This window comes from Haloterrigena sp. H1 (assembly GCF_005938085.1).
In the GTDB taxonomy this organism is placed as follows: domain Archaea; phylum Halobacteriota; class Halobacteria; order Halobacteriales; family Natrialbaceae; genus Natrinema.
Map to the genome: position 1 here is coordinate 1,708,643 of NZ_SMZK01000001.1, position 15,363 is coordinate 1,724,005.

14 protein-coding genes are annotated in these 15,363 nt (G+C 63.6%); 6 read left to right on the forward strand and 8 right to left on the reverse strand.

Features of this window, described 5'->3' with window-relative positions; translation table 11 throughout:
- Positions 1 to 5: 5 nt before the first annotated feature.
- From E2L06_RS08615 to E2L06_RS08630, 4 genes are all read right to left on the reverse strand, one after another.
- Entirely contained in the window at positions 6 to 743 is a 738-nt protein-coding gene (locus tag E2L06_RS08615; protein ID WP_138780507.1) for a hypothetical protein, read from the reverse strand.
- A gap of 91 nt (positions 744 to 834) precedes the next feature.
- Complete coding sequence (locus tag E2L06_RS08620) at positions 835 to 1,668, reverse strand: ZIP family metal transporter (RefSeq protein WP_138780509.1); 834 nt, start codon at positions 1,666 to 1,668, stop codon at positions 835 to 837.
- Positions 1,669 to 1,830: 162 nt separating this feature from the next.
- Entirely contained in the window at positions 1,831 to 3,003 is a 1,173-nt protein-coding gene (gene dnaJ, locus E2L06_RS08625; protein WP_138780510.1) for a molecular chaperone DnaJ, read from the reverse strand.
- Between the two features lie 182 nt (positions 3,004 to 3,185).
- Complete coding sequence (locus E2L06_RS08630; RefSeq protein ID WP_138780513.1) at positions 3,186 to 3,872, reverse strand: helix-turn-helix domain-containing protein; 687 nt, start codon at positions 3,870 to 3,872, stop codon at positions 3,186 to 3,188.
- 203 nt (positions 3,873 to 4,075) lie between these two features.
- Here E2L06_RS08630 and E2L06_RS08635 point away from each other — a divergent pair, with 203 nt between their 5' ends.
- Complete coding sequence (locus E2L06_RS08635; protein ID WP_138780515.1) at positions 4,076 to 4,897, forward strand: alpha/beta fold hydrolase; 822 nt, start codon at positions 4,076 to 4,078, stop codon at positions 4,895 to 4,897.
- Between the two features lie 168 nt (positions 4,898 to 5,065).
- Here E2L06_RS08635 and dnaK read toward each other — a convergent pair whose 3' ends face one another.
- Together dnaK and grpE are read right to left on the reverse strand one after the other, a co-directional pair.
- The gene (dnaK, locus tag E2L06_RS08640; protein WP_138780517.1) at positions 5,066 to 7,006 is read right to left on the reverse strand and encodes a molecular chaperone DnaK; all 1,941 of its coding nucleotides are present in this window, start codon (positions 7,004 to 7,006) and stop codon (positions 5,066 to 5,068) included.
- 178 nt (positions 7,007 to 7,184) lie between these two features.
- Positions 7,185 to 8,144, reverse strand: coding sequence for a nucleotide exchange factor GrpE (gene grpE, locus E2L06_RS08645; RefSeq protein ID WP_138780519.1), 960 nt, complete (start codon positions 8,142 to 8,144; stop codon positions 7,185 to 7,187).
- 548 nt (positions 8,145 to 8,692) lie between these two features.
- Here grpE and E2L06_RS08650 point away from each other — a divergent pair.
- From E2L06_RS08650 to E2L06_RS08665, 4 genes are all read left to right on the forward strand, one after another.
- Positions 8,693 to 10,210: a DEAD/DEAH box helicase family protein gene (locus tag E2L06_RS08650; protein WP_138780521.1), complete on the forward strand. Its 1,518-nt coding sequence runs from the start codon at positions 8,693 to 8,695 to the stop codon at positions 10,208 to 10,210.
- Between the two features lie 328 nt (positions 10,211 to 10,538).
- A complete protein-coding gene (locus tag E2L06_RS08655; RefSeq protein WP_171052330.1) occupies positions 10,539 to 11,231 on the forward strand; it encodes a hypothetical protein in 693 nt (230 codons plus the stop codon).
- 75 nt (positions 11,232 to 11,306) lie between these two features.
- Positions 11,307 to 12,830 (forward strand): DUF790 family protein, encoded by a 1,524-nt coding sequence (locus E2L06_RS08660; protein ID WP_138780526.1) that lies wholly within the window; start codon positions 11,307 to 11,309, stop codon positions 12,828 to 12,830.
- Positions 12,831 to 12,940: 110 nt separating this feature from the next.
- Positions 12,941 to 13,393, forward strand: a complete 453-nt coding sequence (locus E2L06_RS08665; protein ID WP_138780528.1) for a response regulator — start codon at positions 12,941 to 12,943, stop codon at positions 13,391 to 13,393.
- Positions 13,394 to 13,426: 33 nt separating this feature from the next.
- On the opposite strand, the gene E2L06_RS08670 is transcribed toward E2L06_RS08665, so the two are convergent.
- The gene (locus tag E2L06_RS08670; protein WP_138780530.1) at positions 13,427 to 13,654 is read right to left on the reverse strand and encodes a DUF5795 family protein; all 228 of its coding nucleotides are present in this window, start codon (positions 13,652 to 13,654) and stop codon (positions 13,427 to 13,429) included.
- A gap of 395 nt (positions 13,655 to 14,049) precedes the next feature.
- On the opposite strand from E2L06_RS08670, the gene E2L06_RS08675 reads away from it, so the two are divergent.
- Positions 14,050 to 14,379, forward strand: a complete 330-nt coding sequence (locus E2L06_RS08675; RefSeq protein WP_138780532.1) for a hypothetical protein — start codon at positions 14,050 to 14,052, stop codon at positions 14,377 to 14,379.
- Between the two features lie 105 nt (positions 14,380 to 14,484).
- Here E2L06_RS08675 and E2L06_RS08680 read toward each other — a convergent pair whose 3' ends face one another.
- On the reverse strand, positions 14,485 to 15,258 hold the full coding sequence (locus E2L06_RS08680) for an MOSC domain-containing protein (RefSeq protein ID WP_138780534.1): 774 nt from the start codon (positions 15,256 to 15,258) through the stop codon (positions 14,485 to 14,487).
- Between the last annotated feature and the right edge of the window lie 105 nt (positions 15,259 to 15,363).

A 15,363-nucleotide genomic window follows, 5' to 3' on the forward strand; every position in this document is an offset into this window, starting at 1 on the left:
GCGGCCTATGGGAGCGACACCGACTCGAGGTCGATCCGCGTCGGTTCCGGAACCGGGTCGCTCGAGACGGCGTACGTCCCCCGTTCGGTCGGCTCCTCGTCACCAGTGGGCAACACGATCACCCCCCTGGCCAGCAGCGACGCGATCACGCCGGCCGTGACGGTCCGTGGGTCCGACAGCGGTGCGCGGATGACCACGCGGTCGCCGGCCTCGAGGCCGACATCGTCGACGACCCCGCGGGCGGCCGCGAGCACCTGCTCGTGGCTCACCGTCCGCTCGCCGTCAGTCAGGATCGCCGTGTCGGGATCGATCGACAGCGGCGGGAACGACGGGTTCTCGGTCCAGACGCCGGCGTCGAAGTGGTGGACGTCCGGTGCGTCGGGTTTGTCGCCGTAGCCGACTCGCTGTGCGCCCCGTGGCAGGTCGTAGTCGTCGAGTTCGGCGACGGGTGCAACGAGCGCCCGGAACTCTTCGTCGGCGGCGAGGTCAGTCGGTGGCTCGAAGCGGGTCCGGCTCTCGAGTAGCGTCGTCCCCAGAAAGGCAAGCAGGGCCAGCGGGCCATCGCCGACGACGCCGACGGTGACGCCCTCGCGGACGCCCGCGTGGCGCAGGAAGTTGCCGGACTTCCAGGCGGTGGTACACAGCCAGTGGTAGTCGTACTCCCGGCCCGTCACGTCGACGAGCCCGGTTCGATCATCGCGGAGTTCCCGGGTAAGTAGGTCGTCGACCGTCGCGGCGTTCATATGTGAAATTGGGAAGCGCGGCAAAAAAGCGCGCCGACTCGGCTCCCCGCCGACGTCATCGAATGCCGTCATACGACGGGATCGAGGGCTGTCACCCTAAGCTGACGTCGAGATAGAGCATCACGATCACGCCGGCCATCACGCCGAGCGTGGCGATCCGCTCGTAGCCGCGGGTGTGGGTCTCGGGGATGATCTCGTCGGAGATCACGAACAGCATCGCCCCCGCAGCGAAGCCCATCGCGTAGGGCAGCAACGGTTCGACGACGCTGACTGCCAGCGCGCCGAGCACCGCTAGCGGAATCTCGACGACGCCCGACCGGATGCCGGCGAAGGCCGCATAGAAGCGCCGATCCAGTCCGGCATTGATCGCCGCCACCGAAACGGCGAGCCCCTCGGGAATGTTTTGAATCCCGATCGCGAGCATGAGCGCGATTCCGTTTTCGACGTTACCGGAGCCGAAGGCGACGCCCACGGCCAGCCCCTCGGGCATGTTATGAAGCGTAATCGCTAAGATAAACAGGACGACGGGGACCAGTCGCTCGTTGTCCAGCGGCAGCGACGTACTCGGATTGGCTTCGTCCGCCCGCGTGCGGCCGGTCAGGAGAAAGTGTGCGTGCGGCACGAGTCCGTCGGCCCGGTCGAGAAAGAGCGCGCCGAGCGCGACGCCCACGAGCGTCGGGATCGGATTTCCGTCGGCATATTGCTCGATCCCGGGGATGATGAGACTCGTAAACGCCGCAGCGAGCATGACGCCGGCCGCGAACCCGAGCGCGCCGTCGAGCGCCCGCTTCGAGGGGTCTCGCCAGACGAGCACCAACAATGCGCCGAACAGATTCAGCGTCGCGATGACGATTCCGCCGACGAGCCCCTGTATCACCGGGTCGCTGCCGGCCACCTGCACGAACAGATCGGCGATCGACGTCATGTCGTCCCTCGAGTCACAGCACCACCCCGTCGCTCACTGACGCCATTCGTTCGTGTGTACCGAGGTCGCACATATAAAATCACCAGCAGCTGATTCGACTGACAGCAGACCGTATGAGAAGCGACGACGGGACAAAACGCGGGTACGAGTCCCAACGCCGATCTAGAACGCCCGTTTGATCTTCTCGAAGAAGCCCTCCTTGACCTCAATCTCGTCGCCACCGGCCTCGGCGAATTCCTCGAGCGCCTCGCGCTGGTCCTCGTTCAGACTGTCGGGAGTGACGACCTGCACCTGCACGTAGAGGTCACCCTGGCCGCGCCCGCGCAGTCGGGGCATGCCTTTCCCCTCGAGGCGGAAGGTCTCGCCGCTCTGGGTGGCCTCGGGGATTTCGAACTCGACAGCCCCGTCGAGCGTCGGCACGGAGACAGTATCGCCAAAGGTGGCCTGCGGGAACGAGATCGGCAGCCGGTAGCGCAGGTCGTCGCCTTCGCGTTCGAACTGTTCGTGCTCGCGGATGGAAACGTCGATCAGCAAGTCACCGTGGCGGCCTCCTTCGGGGCTCGGCGCGCCCTCGCCTTCCATCCGGAGCGTCTGCCCGTCCTGAATGCCCGGCGGCACCTCGACGGTCAACGTCGCCTCGCTGCGGACGTAGCCCTCGCCGCGACACTCATCGCAGGTCTCGGAGTAGAGCGTCCCCTCGCCTTCACACCGGGGGCAGGTCGTCGTCTGCTGGACCCGACCCAGCGGCGTCTGCTGAACTTGGGTCACTTGCCCGCGTCCTTGACACTCCTGACAGGTTTCGGCGTCGGCCTCCGGCGGATGGCCTGCCCCATCACAGACCGCACACTCCTCGGGCCGTTCGACCGTGAACTGCTTTTCGGCACCCTCGTATGCCTCCTCTAAGTCGATCTCGAGTTCGGTCCGCAGGTCCCGACCCTTGCGGGGACGGCGGCGACCGCGGCCACCGCCACCGCCGAAGACCTGTTCGAAGAGGTCGCCGAGACCGCCACCACCCATCCCACCGCCGCCCATGCCGCCCATCCCGCCGAACGGGCCGCCGCCCATGCCGCCGGCACCGCCCGCGTCGCTGGCGTCGAAGCCGTGTTTCTCGGCCTGTTCGTAGCGGTCGTGGCCCATCTGATCGTAGGCCTGGCGCTTTTTCTCGTCGGTCAGGACTTGCTTTGCCTTCTGGATCTTCTTGAATTTCTCCTCAGCGTCAGGGTCGTCGCTGACGTCGGGATGGTACTCGGTGGCTTTCTCCCGATACGCCTGTTTGATCTCCTCTGGGGACGCGTCGGGGCTCACGCCGAGAACGTCGTAGAAGTCCTCGCTCATTCGTTGTTCCACCGATAGTCGGTTGAGACACTTGAAACGAACGTTCCCCGGAGCACTCGTTTCTCGTCTGGACTGGCGTCAGTATGTGTGATGGTGTCACATCTGTCATCCGGTCTGCTGTCATTGGGTACTGGCACACCACATGACGGAAGTGGATGCGCCTGCACTGACAGTCGTCCGTATCAGTCCGGAAGTGGTGGCCACGTTGTGGCTACTGTTTCCTCGATGAGCTGTGTGTGAGCGCGACGAAGCCGCTCCGATACTGAGGATGCCGAGATGTCTAGCTCTGCCGCAATCGCTTCTAGAGATGTTCGCCGTGGAACCTCGAAATACCCCATTTCGTAGGCCGTTCTGAGCGCCTCGAGTTGCCGGTCGGAGAGGCCATTACCGGCCGGTTCGGGATCGCCATCGTGAACGAGACGGTGTAACCGAAACCCGGCAACGTCCTGCCAGAAGGACGAAAACTCAGTGAACGCGTCTTTGTTGGCAAACCACCCTGATTGTCGCCACCCGTCCGTGGTCACTTCGATCCGTTCGATAGTGGCTTCGGCGGTGGCAAGCGCTTTGAGTCCGTCAAGGTCGTCGATGTGGTCGCCGAGCTGTTCCGCTAAACTGAGCGCCGGGACTGCCTGATATCGTCGCGTGTCGCCGGCCTCCCCGATCAACAGCCACTCGTCAACGTCGTCGGCATCGGTCAAGGCGGCTTCAACCGCCGTCCGTGAACCGTTCGTCACGGTGGCGATAAAGAGCGGCTGGTCACCGTGGTTGAACTGCAGCCTGAGAACGATCGTCGCCTCGGATACTGCTCTCGCAACCCCAACGAGCGGGAGCGCATCGCAGCGAATAGCAAACTCTGCAACGAGTCCCATATGCCTCCGTTCCGATCTGTCCTCATGGAGGTGTCGAAACCTGCGATGAGCCACGAACACGCCGTGTGAGAATCGGCGGTCACACTCGGTTGTCTCCAGTCTCGGCGAGAGGGGGTATTCACGATCGCACACCCACCACCGACTTAAAGGCCCCCACCACTGAGAGAGTCGCTTAGCCCGATCCGCCGCGAACGCAAAGTTGCATGCAGACCACACGGTCGACAACTGGTCTCGAGGTAACGTACGAACGCCACGGCGAGGGCCACCCGCTCGTGTTCCTCCATGGGGGAATGGCGCCCCGTGAATACTGGAACCCAGTCATCCCACACCTGGACGGGTACGCCGCGATCGTCCCACAGCGACCAGGGTTCGGGACGTGTCTCGACGATCGAACCGAGACGAGTGCCGGAGACGTGCTGAATCGCGAGGTCGAATACGTACGAGCGCTCGTTGACGCTGTCGACGGCGAACCCGTGCTGTTCGGCCACTCTTACGGTGCACTTACTGCGATCGAAGCAGCGACGGACGCAGCAGTTGGGGCCGTCGTCGCGTACGAACCGGCGATCCTTCTCGAGGACTATCGAGGTGATGCCGACCTTGCAGATCGAATGCAGACACTCATCGAGGCAGGGAACCGGCGTGAGGCGGTAAAGCGCTATATCGAACAGGTCCTCCATCCCAACGGGATCGACGATCTTGACGCGTGGTTGGCAGAGTGGCCAGTCTGGCCGGCGTGTGTCGATCTCGCTGAGGAGGTCGTCCGAATGAACCGCGCTGTTGAACAGTATCAGCTCCCGACCAGTCTCGACGTTGCCGCTCCTGTGCTCGTGTTGACCGGGACCGACGGTCCCGAGTTTCTCCGAGAGAGCGCCCGCGCTACCCACGACGCGCTCCCGAACAGCCGCCTCGTCGAGTTCGACGGGGTGAGCCACAGCGGTCCTGGCGAAGCACCGAGCGTGATTTCGACAGCAGTCGAGTCCTTCCTTCGTGCGAACGGGATACCGATCCCGGAAACAACCCAGTGAGAGCGATCGAGTCGGAAGTACCCGTCAATGGCACCTGTCAAGTCAGAAATGGCGATTCACGGAGTCGGCGGCGAGCCGTTGGGTAGTATACGGTCTGCTGTCATGAGTTCGCGGCGCGACTGCAAGCTGGTTCGCGGTCGCGCCGGAGCGAACTGACAGGAGTCCGTATTATTCGTCGGCTTCGTCTTCGTCGAAGTCGACGTCCTCGAAGTCGGCGTCGACGAACTCCTCGTCTTCGTCACCGGCAGCGCCCGCGCCGGCGTCGGGGCCGGGGTTCGGGCCGCCGCCCATGCCACCCATGCCTGCACCGCCAGCGCCTGCGCCTGCTGCGCCGCCGGCAGCGCCGCCAGCACCCGCGGCACCGGCTTCTTGATAGATCTGCTTGCCGATCTCCTGAAGCTGCGTGCTCAGCTCTTCGGTCGCCGACTCGATGGCCTCGGCGTCGGCATCGTCGTCGTCGATCGTCTCCTCTAAGTCCTCGATCGCGGCCTCGATGTCGGCACGGAGGTCGTCGTCGACCTGCTCGTCGTTTTCCTCGAGGAGCGTCTCGGCGCGCTGGATCGTGGCCTCAGCGGTGTTGCGGGCCTCGATGCGCTGGCGCTTCTGCTGGTCCTCTTCGGCGTGTTTCTCGGCCTCCTCTTGCATCTGCTCGATCTGTTCGTCGGAGAGGCCGGCGCCGCCCTCGATGGTGATCTCCTCGGTCGTGCCGCTGCCTTTGTCTTCGGCGGAGACGTTGACGATGCCGTTCTCGTCGATCGAGAAGGAAACTTCGATCTGTGGGGTTCCCGCGGGGGCCGGCGGGATGCCGGTCAGGTGGAACTCGCCGAGCAGTTCGTTTTCGGCGGCCAGTTCGCGCTCACCCTGGAAGACACGGACCTGCACCGTGGTCTGGTTGTCCGCCGCGGTGGTGAAGATCTTCGACTCCTCGGTTGGGATCGTCGTGTTCTTCTCGATGAGCCGTTCGAAGAGGCCACCTTTGACCTCGATTCCCAGCGACAGCGGCGTGACGTCGAGCAGGACGATGTCGTCGACCTCGCCGCCGAGGACGCCACCCTGAATCGCCGCACCCAGTGCGACGGCCTCGTCGGGGTTGACGTTCTTCTGGGGCTCCTCGCCGATGAGTTCCTCGACCTTCTCGGAGACCTGGGGCATCCGGGTCGAGCCACCGACCAGCAGGACTTCGTCGATGTCGTCCTTGTCGTAGTCAGCGTCCGCTAAGGCCTGCTCGGTCGGCTCGACGGTGCGGTCGATAAGGTCCTGGGTCAGCGACTCGAACTTGGCCCGCGTCATCGACTCTTCCAAGTGGATCGGGCCGTCGTCGGTCGCCGTAATAAAGGGCAGGTTGATCTCGGTCTCTTTGCGCGAGGAGAGTTCGATCTTGGCTTCCTCGGCGGCGTCTTTGAGCCGCTGGAGGGCCTGGCGGTCCTCGCGGAGGTCGATGCCGTGTTCTTCCCCGAAGTTGTCGGCGAGCCAGTTGATGATGGCCTCGTCCCAGTCGTCGCCACCGAGGTCGTTGTCACCGTTGGTCGCGACGACCTCGTAGACGCCGCCGCCGAGATCGAGAATGGAGACGTCGAACGTGCCACCACCGAGGTCGTAAACGAGCACGGTCTGGTCGGAGTCGTCGTCGAGGCCGTAGGCCATCGACGCGGCCGTCGGCTCGTTGATGATGCGTTCGACCTCGAAGCCGGCGATCTCGCCGGCGTCTTTGGTCGCCTGACGCTGTCGGTCCGAGAAATATGCGGGGACCGTGATGACGGCTTTCTCGACCTCGTCACCCAGATAGTCTTCGGCGTCACGTTTGATCTTCTGGAGGATCTTCGCCGAAATCTCTTCGGGCGTGTACTCTTCGCCCTCGATCTCGACCGTATAGTCGTCCTCGCCGATGTGGCGCTTGATCGAGGCGATCGTCTTTTCGGGGTTCTGGATCGCCTGATTCTTCGCCGGTTTGCCGACGAGCCGTTCGTCGTCGTCGGTAAATGCGACGACCGAGGGCGTCGTCCGTTCACCCTCCGCGTTGACGATGATCTCCGGATCGCCACCTTCCATTACCGCGAACGCGCTGTTCGTCGTCCCAAGGTCGATTCCGAGAATCTTGTTGCTCGCCATTCTGGACGGCTATTGTGCGCACTTTGTTTTAAAGGTTACTAGGGACGAGCGGGCTGCGAATAAAACGTCGCTGTAGCCACTCACACGTCGGATTCCAGTAGTTTGGTTCCAGTAAAAACGGCCACCACGACCGAACAGGGACTCGAGCGATCGGCTCCGGAGATGGTGGGCAGGTAGATTAGGAGTCGTCAGAGTCGGCGACGTCGTCGCCGGTCGGCGTGTCAGCGCCATCGTCACTATCGTCGTTGCTCTGGCCGTCTCCCTCGAGCTCGCCGTTCGAGACGGTCACTTGGGCGTTCTGGATGACCTTCTCGCCCATCTCGTAGCCAGGGTTGTAGACATCAGCGATGGTTCCTTCGGGATGGGCGCTGTCGGTCTTCATCATGACCTCGTGGCGCTGTGGGTCGGTCTCGGTGCCGGGATCGGGATCGATCTCGGAAACGTTCTCGTCTTCGAGGATGCGGTCGAACTCCCGCAGCGTCATCTCGACGCCCTGCTGGAGGCTCTCGGCGTCGCCGCTGTCCTCCTCGAGTGCGCGTTTGAGGTTGTCGCGGACGCCGATGAGTCGCTCGACGAGGTCCTCGGTGGCGCGGTCTTTGATCTGCTGTTGGCGCTTTTTGGCCCGTTTCTTGTAGTTCTGGAAGTCCGCCTGCTTGCGCTTAAGCCGACTTTTCAGATCGTCGATCTCGGCTTCGTACTCCTCGATCGTCGCTTCGGCCTCCTCGAGTTCGTCCTGGAGGTCGCCGATCGTCTCGGCCTGGGACTCGATGCGTTCCGTGAGGTCCTCGAGTTCCTCGCGCTGGTGGGTCACGGTCCCGTTTAGTTCGCGGGCCTCTTCAATGATCGAGTTGACCTTGTGGGCGAGTTCGTCGTCGAACTCGGTGATGCGATCGAGTACACGCTGGATGTCCTCGCTCGTTTCTGGAGCGCCACCGGTTTCGTTGTCGGAGGTTTCGGCTCCCGCGTTCGAGTCAGTATCAACAGCCGCGTCCGATTCCGAGTCGACCGATTCGGCTGCCGATTCCGAATCCCCGGTCGTCGCCGTCTCGGGATCGACGTCGGCCGCCTCGCCGTCGTCGGATTGCTCCTCGGACGGGACACCTTGGGCTGACGCGTTCGTGCCCTCGTCTTCGCTCATATGGCAGTCAACGAACAGCGGTAATAAAAGGGTTGAGGTACCCGATTACCGTGTTCCGTCCAGGCCCAGTACTCCGTCACGCGTCGACGTGCGGGTCGAACCAGATAACCACTAGACGTCGTGTTTCTCCCGGCACTCGTCACAGATCAACGCGCTGAACCACTTCCGCCTCCCACAGCCATGACAAAGTTGGTACCACTCGAATTCCAGATCGATCGTGTGCGGTGGCTGTGTCGTCGACCTACCAGCCGATGGTAATCCATCTAAGTCGATCCCGGACCGCGCGTTTTTCGCTTCCCCCCGCGTCATAGACCATGCCAACAACTATCTGACTGGTAAGTACGAACTGTCTACTCACGGTAAATACAATATTATGGACCTATATTCGAACGCTATATAAATTAATATTCTATCGACTGGTGGTCGGTACAATGTCACTTGCAAACGAGCTCTGACCGACAGCGTCGGTTTCCAGCTCTCGATGCGACGAAAGCATCCCGTTTGTCACCCAAACGGCAGTCACGCTGACACCGAACATCCGACCGTATATGTGTGTCCTGCCCCGAATGTGTCCCGTGACGCGGGCTTCAGCGGACGACGCCACAGCGATCGAGCTCCGCTATGAGGACGGAACGGTCCGAATCGATGGACTCGAGCAGTCGTCGCTCTCGCCAGCATCGCTCCGAACGGCCGTTCCCGATCTCGAGATGGATCCACGCACTGACGGCTGGCGGATCCCCGCCAGCCAGTATGCCGCCCTGCGGGCTGTGCTGGACGGAACGGCCATCGCGATCGACGATCGCGTCCTCGAGCTCGAGTCGGTGGCACCGCTCGCGTCGGCGTACGAACTCCGCGACTATCAGCAGACGGCGCTCGAGACGTGGCTCGAGACCGACCGTTGGGCCAGCGGGCCGCCCCTCGAATCCATCGGGCGAGCCCCCGCCGGCGTCCTCGAACTGCCGACCGGCAGCGGCAAGACCGTCATCGCGTTGAAGGCGATCGAACGGCTCGCGGTCCCGACCTTGATCGTCGTTCCCACGATCGACCTCCTCGAGCAGTGGCAGCGCGAACTCGAGCGCGAATTTGGAGGAGAGATCGGTCGGTTCGGCGGCGGCGAACAGCGTCTCGAGCCGATCACCGTTTCGACGTACGACTCGGCGTATCTCAAGGCCGGTTCCGTGGGCGATCGCTTCGGCTGCGTGGTCTTCGACGAGGTCCATCACCTCGGCGGCGAAGGCTACCGCGAGATCGCACGCCTGCTGGCCGCACCGGCACGGCTGGGGCTGACCGCAACGTTCGAGCGACCCGATGGCGCACACGAGGTGATCGAGGACCTCGTCGGCCCGCTGGTCCACCGCGTCGACGTGGATTCGCTTGCCGGCGACCACCTCGCCGACTACGACATCAAGCGACTCGAGGTGGCACTGACTCCTGACGAGCGCGAGGAATACGAGCGCAAGCAGGACGTGTTCACGAGCTACCTCGCGAAGTCGGGCATCGACATGCGCAGCGGGTCGGACTATCAAGAACTCGTCAAACGATCCGGGAACGATCCCGAAGCCCGCGAAGCGCTGCTCGCGCGCCAGCGTGCGCGTGAGATCATGCTTGGAAGCGACGCCAAACTCGAGGCGCTCGCCGACGTTCTCGACGACCACCGCGACGAGCGGATCATCGTCTTCACGGCCCACAACGACCTCGCGTACGACGTCAGCGAGCGGTTCCTGATCCCGACGGTCACCCACCAGACCGGGGCGGCAGAACGCCGAGAGATCTTGGAGCGCTTCCGCGAGGGGACATATACCCGGATCGCGACCTCGAACGTGTTAGACGAGGGCGTCGACGTGCCCGACGCGAACGTCGCGGTCGTCCTCTCGGGCAGCGGTAGCGAACGGGAATTCACCCAGCGACTCGGGCGGATCCTGCGACCGACGGGTGTCGAGGGAGCCACCGAAAATAATTCGGATGACAGCCAGCCGACTAGCCCGTCTCGAGTCGGGCGGGCAATCCTTTACGAGATCGTCAGCGTCGAGACAGGAGAAGAGACCATCGCCGATCGACGCCGGTAGCGCTCCGGTCCGGTGAGGGAGAAATGGCGACCGTCACGCGACCCAGTATTCTGGTACTATCGGTCAATAATTAAGCAACTGGTTCGAAGGCCGACAGTAACATGGAACTGAATGTCATTTCGGGGCTCACGGTTTTGCTTCTCATGCTCGTTCTCGGTGGACTCTTCGCCGTGATCGCAACGCGGAGTGGCGTCACGACAAATTTCGAAATCTCGCTGGAACAACAGGGACTGGGGTGGGCATCCGTCGTGGGCATCTGTCTCGTCGGTCTCAGCGGGCTTACCGCCGGGGCCGTGGTCGGTGCCCGCTGCTCGGTGACGATGCGACGGTGGCATCGATCGCTGGAGGCACACTCTTTCTCGCGGGAATCGCCATCGCCGGGCGGGCGATCGGCCGGTATCCGCAGTATCGTCGGCTCACATCCGCCGATTCGACCACTGTTCGGGGCTGTGATGTCGGTGACACGGTCGCGCTCACCGGCACCATCGATTCCGACGGCGAACTCGTCGCTCCGTGTACGGAGACGTCATGTGTCGCCTACGACGCCCGGATCGAAACACAGGCCCGAAACCTGCAACGCTCGATCACGTTTTGGATCGTGGACGATCGCCGAACGGAGAGTCACCCGTTCGTCCTCGACGACGAGACCGGAACGGTCACTGTCGAGTCGAGCGACGCACGCGTTCGGATGCCCCTTTCCCCGGTCTCGAGTGCGGAGACCACGACGCTGCTGCTCCGTCGCGTCCTCGAGGGGGCAAGCGTTGATCCCGACGGACCGAGCAGTCGGTACACCGAAGGAACGCTGAAGGCAGGTGATCCGGTCAGCGTCGTCGGCCGAGTCGCCGACGGGCGATCGCTCGAGGAAACCCGCTCGCAACGCGTGGTCGAGGCCGAGTCGGTGTCGGTCGGCCTGACTGGCGAGCGAGTGCTTCGGTCGACGGTGCGCAGAGATGGACCGCTCGGGCTCGGACTGGTCCTCGGTGGCGTTGCCCTCATGCTCGCCGCGGCCGGCTTCCTCTAACGATGCTGGCGACAGCTCGTCTCGAGTCACCACCGTCCGGGTGACTTTTGCCGTCGCCGTCCCGACTCGAGACTGATGCTGACGAAGGACCTGCTGCGCGTCTCGCGGGCCGGCGGGGGGTATCACCCACAGTTCGCCAGCCGCGAGCATCGGCCGCTTGCCGCCCGTGTCATCGGCACGTATCAGGGTCACGTCGGCGAACCGCGGGCGACTCTCGAGGACGCAGTGACTGCTCTCGAGCGTGAGGCCGACGATTTCAAACTCGCTCGCGGCCTTGCCGCACTGGTCGATCGGGAGGCGACGTTCGAGACGGACACCGAACTCGAGCCCGAACGCGCCCGTCGGACCGCCTTCGAGGCCGCCGAAGCGGTCGATGTCGTCACTGAAGACGAGCGCGCGATGGCGCTCATTCGTGCGAGCGAATCGCTCGACGTGTCGGCCGACGACCTCGAGACGGCGCTGTACGCCGATCTCGAGGAACGCCAGGTCCTGACCGCGGTCGACCCGCGCTGGGACCCCGACGGGCTGCTCGCCCAGTACAACCTCTCACTGGCGCAGACGGCGCTGTTCGACGCGACCGAGGTGCGGGTGCGCTCGAGCGATCCCAAGGCGCTGATTTCGGCGATCAAGCGCCTGCGACTGATGTACGAGATCCACCGGCTCGAGGACGATCGGACGGACCGGCTCTCCGAACGCGAGGTCGTCGTCACCGGGCCGACCCACCTCTTTCGAGCGACCCGCCGATACGGCACCCGCTTTGCACGGCTTCTGCGAACCGTCGCGAAAGCCGACGCGTGGCGGCTCGAGGCAACCATCGACGACCGAGGCACGGAACGGACGCTCGAACTCTCCGACGTGGACCCGATTCGGGTACCCGACGCCGAGCCAGTCGCCGAGGTCAGCTTCGACAGCGGCGTCGAAGCCGACTTCGCCGCCCGCTTTTCCACTCTCGATTTCGACTGGGAACTCGTTCGCGAACCCGAGCCGCTCGCGACGGGCACACGGGTGATGATCCCCGATTTCGCCTTCGAGTACGCACACGGCGACTTCCGCGTGTACTTCGAGATCATGGGTTTCTGGACGCCCGAGTACGTTCGAAAGAAGCTCGGCCAGCTCGCCGATCTCGAGGACGTCGCCATGCTGGTCGCTGTCGACGAGTCGCTGGGCGTCGGCGAGGAGATCGCCGCCCGCGACCACCGGGCGGTCCCCTACTCGGGGACAGTGCGGATCAAAGACGTCGCCGATGTCCTCCGGGAGTACGAACGACAGCTGGTTGCCGAGGATGCAACACAGCTTCCCGACACGTTGCAGCCGGACGACGATGTCGTCACGCTCGAGACGCTCGCCGAGCGCCACGGCGTGAGCGCGGCTGCCCTCGCGGACAAAGCCACGCCCGACCACGAACGGGTCGGCCGGGCACTGGTTCGGCCTGCCGTTCTCAATCGACTCGAGGACGATCTCGAGGCCGGGATGGCGCTCGAAGACGCTGAGGCGGTGCTCGAGGCAAACGGCCTCTCCGATGCGAGCACGATCCTCTCGCGACTCGGCTACCGCGTCGAGTGGGACGGGTTGGCCGGTGGGACGATCGTCGAGCGGTAGCAGACGACTGCAGTGATAGTCGTCGATCACTGAAGCGAACGACGTGAACCCAACACACTTTGTACGTAGCCTTAATTCGCCAGCCACCCACCATCCGAGCGAACCGACCCGTGTCTCAGAAGTCCGACTCCGAGTCAGTGTCCATCTTACTCGTCGAGGACAATCCCGGCGACGTCCGTCTGATACAGGAAGCGTTTGGAACGGCGGGGTTCGAGCCGACGTTTCACACGGTCGTCGACGGCGACGCAGCCCTCGAGTTCCTGCAAGAGCACGTCTGCGATACGTCCAGCCCCAGCATCGATCTGATGCTACTCGATCTAAATCTTCCCAGAACGGACGGCTTCGAGGTCCTCGAGGCCATCAAAGACGAACAGGACCTGACGTCCGTTCCGGTCATCGTCCTAACGAGTTCGGAAGCGGCCGAAGACATCCGCAAAAGCTACGAGCTGTGTGCGAACGCGTATCTCACGAAACCGAGCGATCCGGTCGAGTTCGCTGCACTCGGACGGGCCGTCGAGGAGTTCTGGATCGACGAGGCGACGCTGCCGTCCGTCTTCTCGTGAGTCGCCGACGAGGAGTCGCTGTCTCGCGGCCGATCAGTTTCGGTCGGTCTCGCTCCACTCGCAGTCTTGACACTTCCAGCCAGTGACGAGTTCGGTCACGGATGGCATGTACGTCACCGTCAAGACGGAGCCGCCACACGCCGGACACTCTCGGTCGGCCTCTTCGATCGAATCGACCTCCATCACGGAGTCGCCTTCGACGATCTCAGCGAGTTTTCTGGCCGTCACCATTCGCCCTTCGACGACGCGATTTTCGCTCACACCCGCAGTGTTGGACTGGACGCTCAAAGCGTTTCCTGACACCGTAGAGAAAGACCGATCCGGGGCGGGCCGGAACCGGCGTCGATGTCTCGTCCGCCGGACCGACGCGGCCCGCCGAGCGGACGAGTCACCCTCCGGAGACCACGACCGGGTGTACGCTGTGCGGCTGTTGACCCACCTCCTGTCTCATCAGTGTATCGACACGATAGTCGGCCACGAACTCGAGCACCCGATCGCCTCTCCCCTTCGATCGACCAGCCATGGACTCTCCGGACGAACCCACTTACCGCCTGGCCGCGCTGGTCAGCGGTGGCGCTCCACGCTTGAACCCCGGGTACGACCGGCATGTGTCTGCGGGCACAATCGTATAGATGCACGTATCCGACTAGTGCTGTATGGAGACGCGATGGGCAACCGTCGACGGCGTCACTCTCGAACTACCGGCCGACTGTACCGCCGGCGAACTCCGTGCGGCCCTGTACAAGCCGGACGACGCCGCCCTGATCGCGGTGACGGGAGACCTCGTTTCGATCGTCCACGACGAAGAGCGGCCGCTCTCGGGGATGATCGCCGGTTGTGCATCCACCTACTACTTTCGACGGCCGGACGAGCCGGCGCGGAACGAACTACTGGCCACGCTGGACCTCGAGACGGCTCTGGAGGAATCAGCTGACGAACGATCGGGAGCCGAGACGACGTTCGAGCATCCCTTGATCGACCACTGATACGGTTTCCCGTCACTGGGTACCGCCCACCCGCAAGGCGGGCGTGGGTGTACTGACCCCGTCTGACAGCAGACCGTCTAGGTCGATGGCCGATCGCTACAGGACTCAATCCGTAACGACCGTGACCGGATCGCCGACGCGAAGGCACTCACCACGGTCGCGGTCGGGAACGCGCGTAAGAATTGTCAGCGAATAGTAGTGCTCAAACGCGTCGGCGTCTGCCCAGTCGGGAAACGTCGCTTCGCGACGGCGAACGAATCGTTCTCGAAAGCCCGCTGTCACCTCACCGGTGTCGGGATCGCGCTGGGGGACGATACATCGAGCACACGGTTTGACACCCTCGAACCGGACGCCGTCGATCTCGAATGCCGGCGCATCCGCGCCGACGAATTGGTCCTCCCAGAACGGCTCGACGCCGCCGATCTCGACGTTCGTCCGGAGTCGCCGGCGCACGTCATCGACCGTCGTCTCGTCGAACCAGTCGGCCACGGTACGAAGTGTCGCCGTGCTGATCACCGACGGCCCCATCTCGCGTCGGTCGACGAATCCAAGCGACCGATCCCGCTCGAGCGAGAGCGTTCCGTCGAACCACTCGCTGAACCAAGCCGCAGCCGCCTTCGGCTCGCTCTCGAGGTCAAACCATTGGCACTCTCCGTCAGGCGTTGCGACCGTGAGCACGGCCGTCTCCGGATCGAACACCGTATCGAGGTCGTGGACGCGGGCGGTTCGTTTCCCGTTTATCACCCCGTCGTCGGCGTCGAACAACGCGAACTCTCGGTCGTGTTCGATAGTCCCGCCTTCGAGGATGGCCGCCTGCTCGAGGTCGATGCCGTCGAGTGCCTTCACCGGATAGGCCCTGAGCCGCTCGAGTCGTGCCATTGATGGCTCGTATCGGGCGCTGTCGCATTACAGTAGCGACTCCACCCTGGCCCGTCACCGCAGTATCTTGCGAGCGAGTGGCTCACGACCTGACTTCGGAGGAAA

Excerpts from the sequence above, each read along its gene's own strand:
- E2L06_RS08615 (WP_138780507.1), bottom strand. The coding sequence starts at position 743 with ATGAACGCCGCGACGGTCGACGACCTACTTACCCGGGAACTCCGCGAT.
- E2L06_RS08620 (WP_138780509.1), bottom strand. The coding sequence starts at position 1,668 with ATGACGTCGATCGCCGATCTGTTCGTGCAGGTGGCCGGCAGCGACCCG.
- dnaJ (WP_138780510.1), bottom strand. The coding sequence starts at position 3,003 with ATGAGCGAGGACTTCTACGACGTTCTCGGCGTGAGCCCCGACGCGTCC.
- E2L06_RS08630 (WP_138780513.1), bottom strand. The coding sequence starts at position 3,872 with ATGGGACTCGTTGCAGAGTTTGCTATTCGCTGCGATGCGCTCCCGCTC.
- E2L06_RS08635 (WP_138780515.1), top strand. The coding sequence starts at position 4,076 with ATGCAGACCACACGGTCGACAACTGGTCTCGAGGTAACGTACGAACGC.
- dnaK (WP_138780517.1), bottom strand. The coding sequence starts at position 7,006 with ATGGCGAGCAACAAGATTCTCGGAATCGACCTTGGGACGACGAACAGC.
- grpE (WP_138780519.1), bottom strand. The coding sequence starts at position 8,144 with ATGAGCGAAGACGAGGGCACGAACGCGTCAGCCCAAGGTGTCCCGTCC.
- E2L06_RS08650 (WP_138780521.1), top strand. The coding sequence starts at position 8,693 with ATGTGTGTCCTGCCCCGAATGTGTCCCGTGACGCGGGCTTCAGCGGAC.
- E2L06_RS08660 (WP_138780526.1), top strand. The coding sequence starts at position 11,307 with ATGCTGACGAAGGACCTGCTGCGCGTCTCGCGGGCCGGCGGGGGGTAT.
- E2L06_RS08675 (WP_138780532.1), top strand. The coding sequence starts at position 14,050 with ATGGAGACGCGATGGGCAACCGTCGACGGCGTCACTCTCGAACTACCG.
- E2L06_RS08680 (WP_138780534.1), bottom strand. The coding sequence starts at position 15,258 with ATGGCACGACTCGAGCGGCTCAGGGCCTATCCGGTGAAGGCACTCGAC.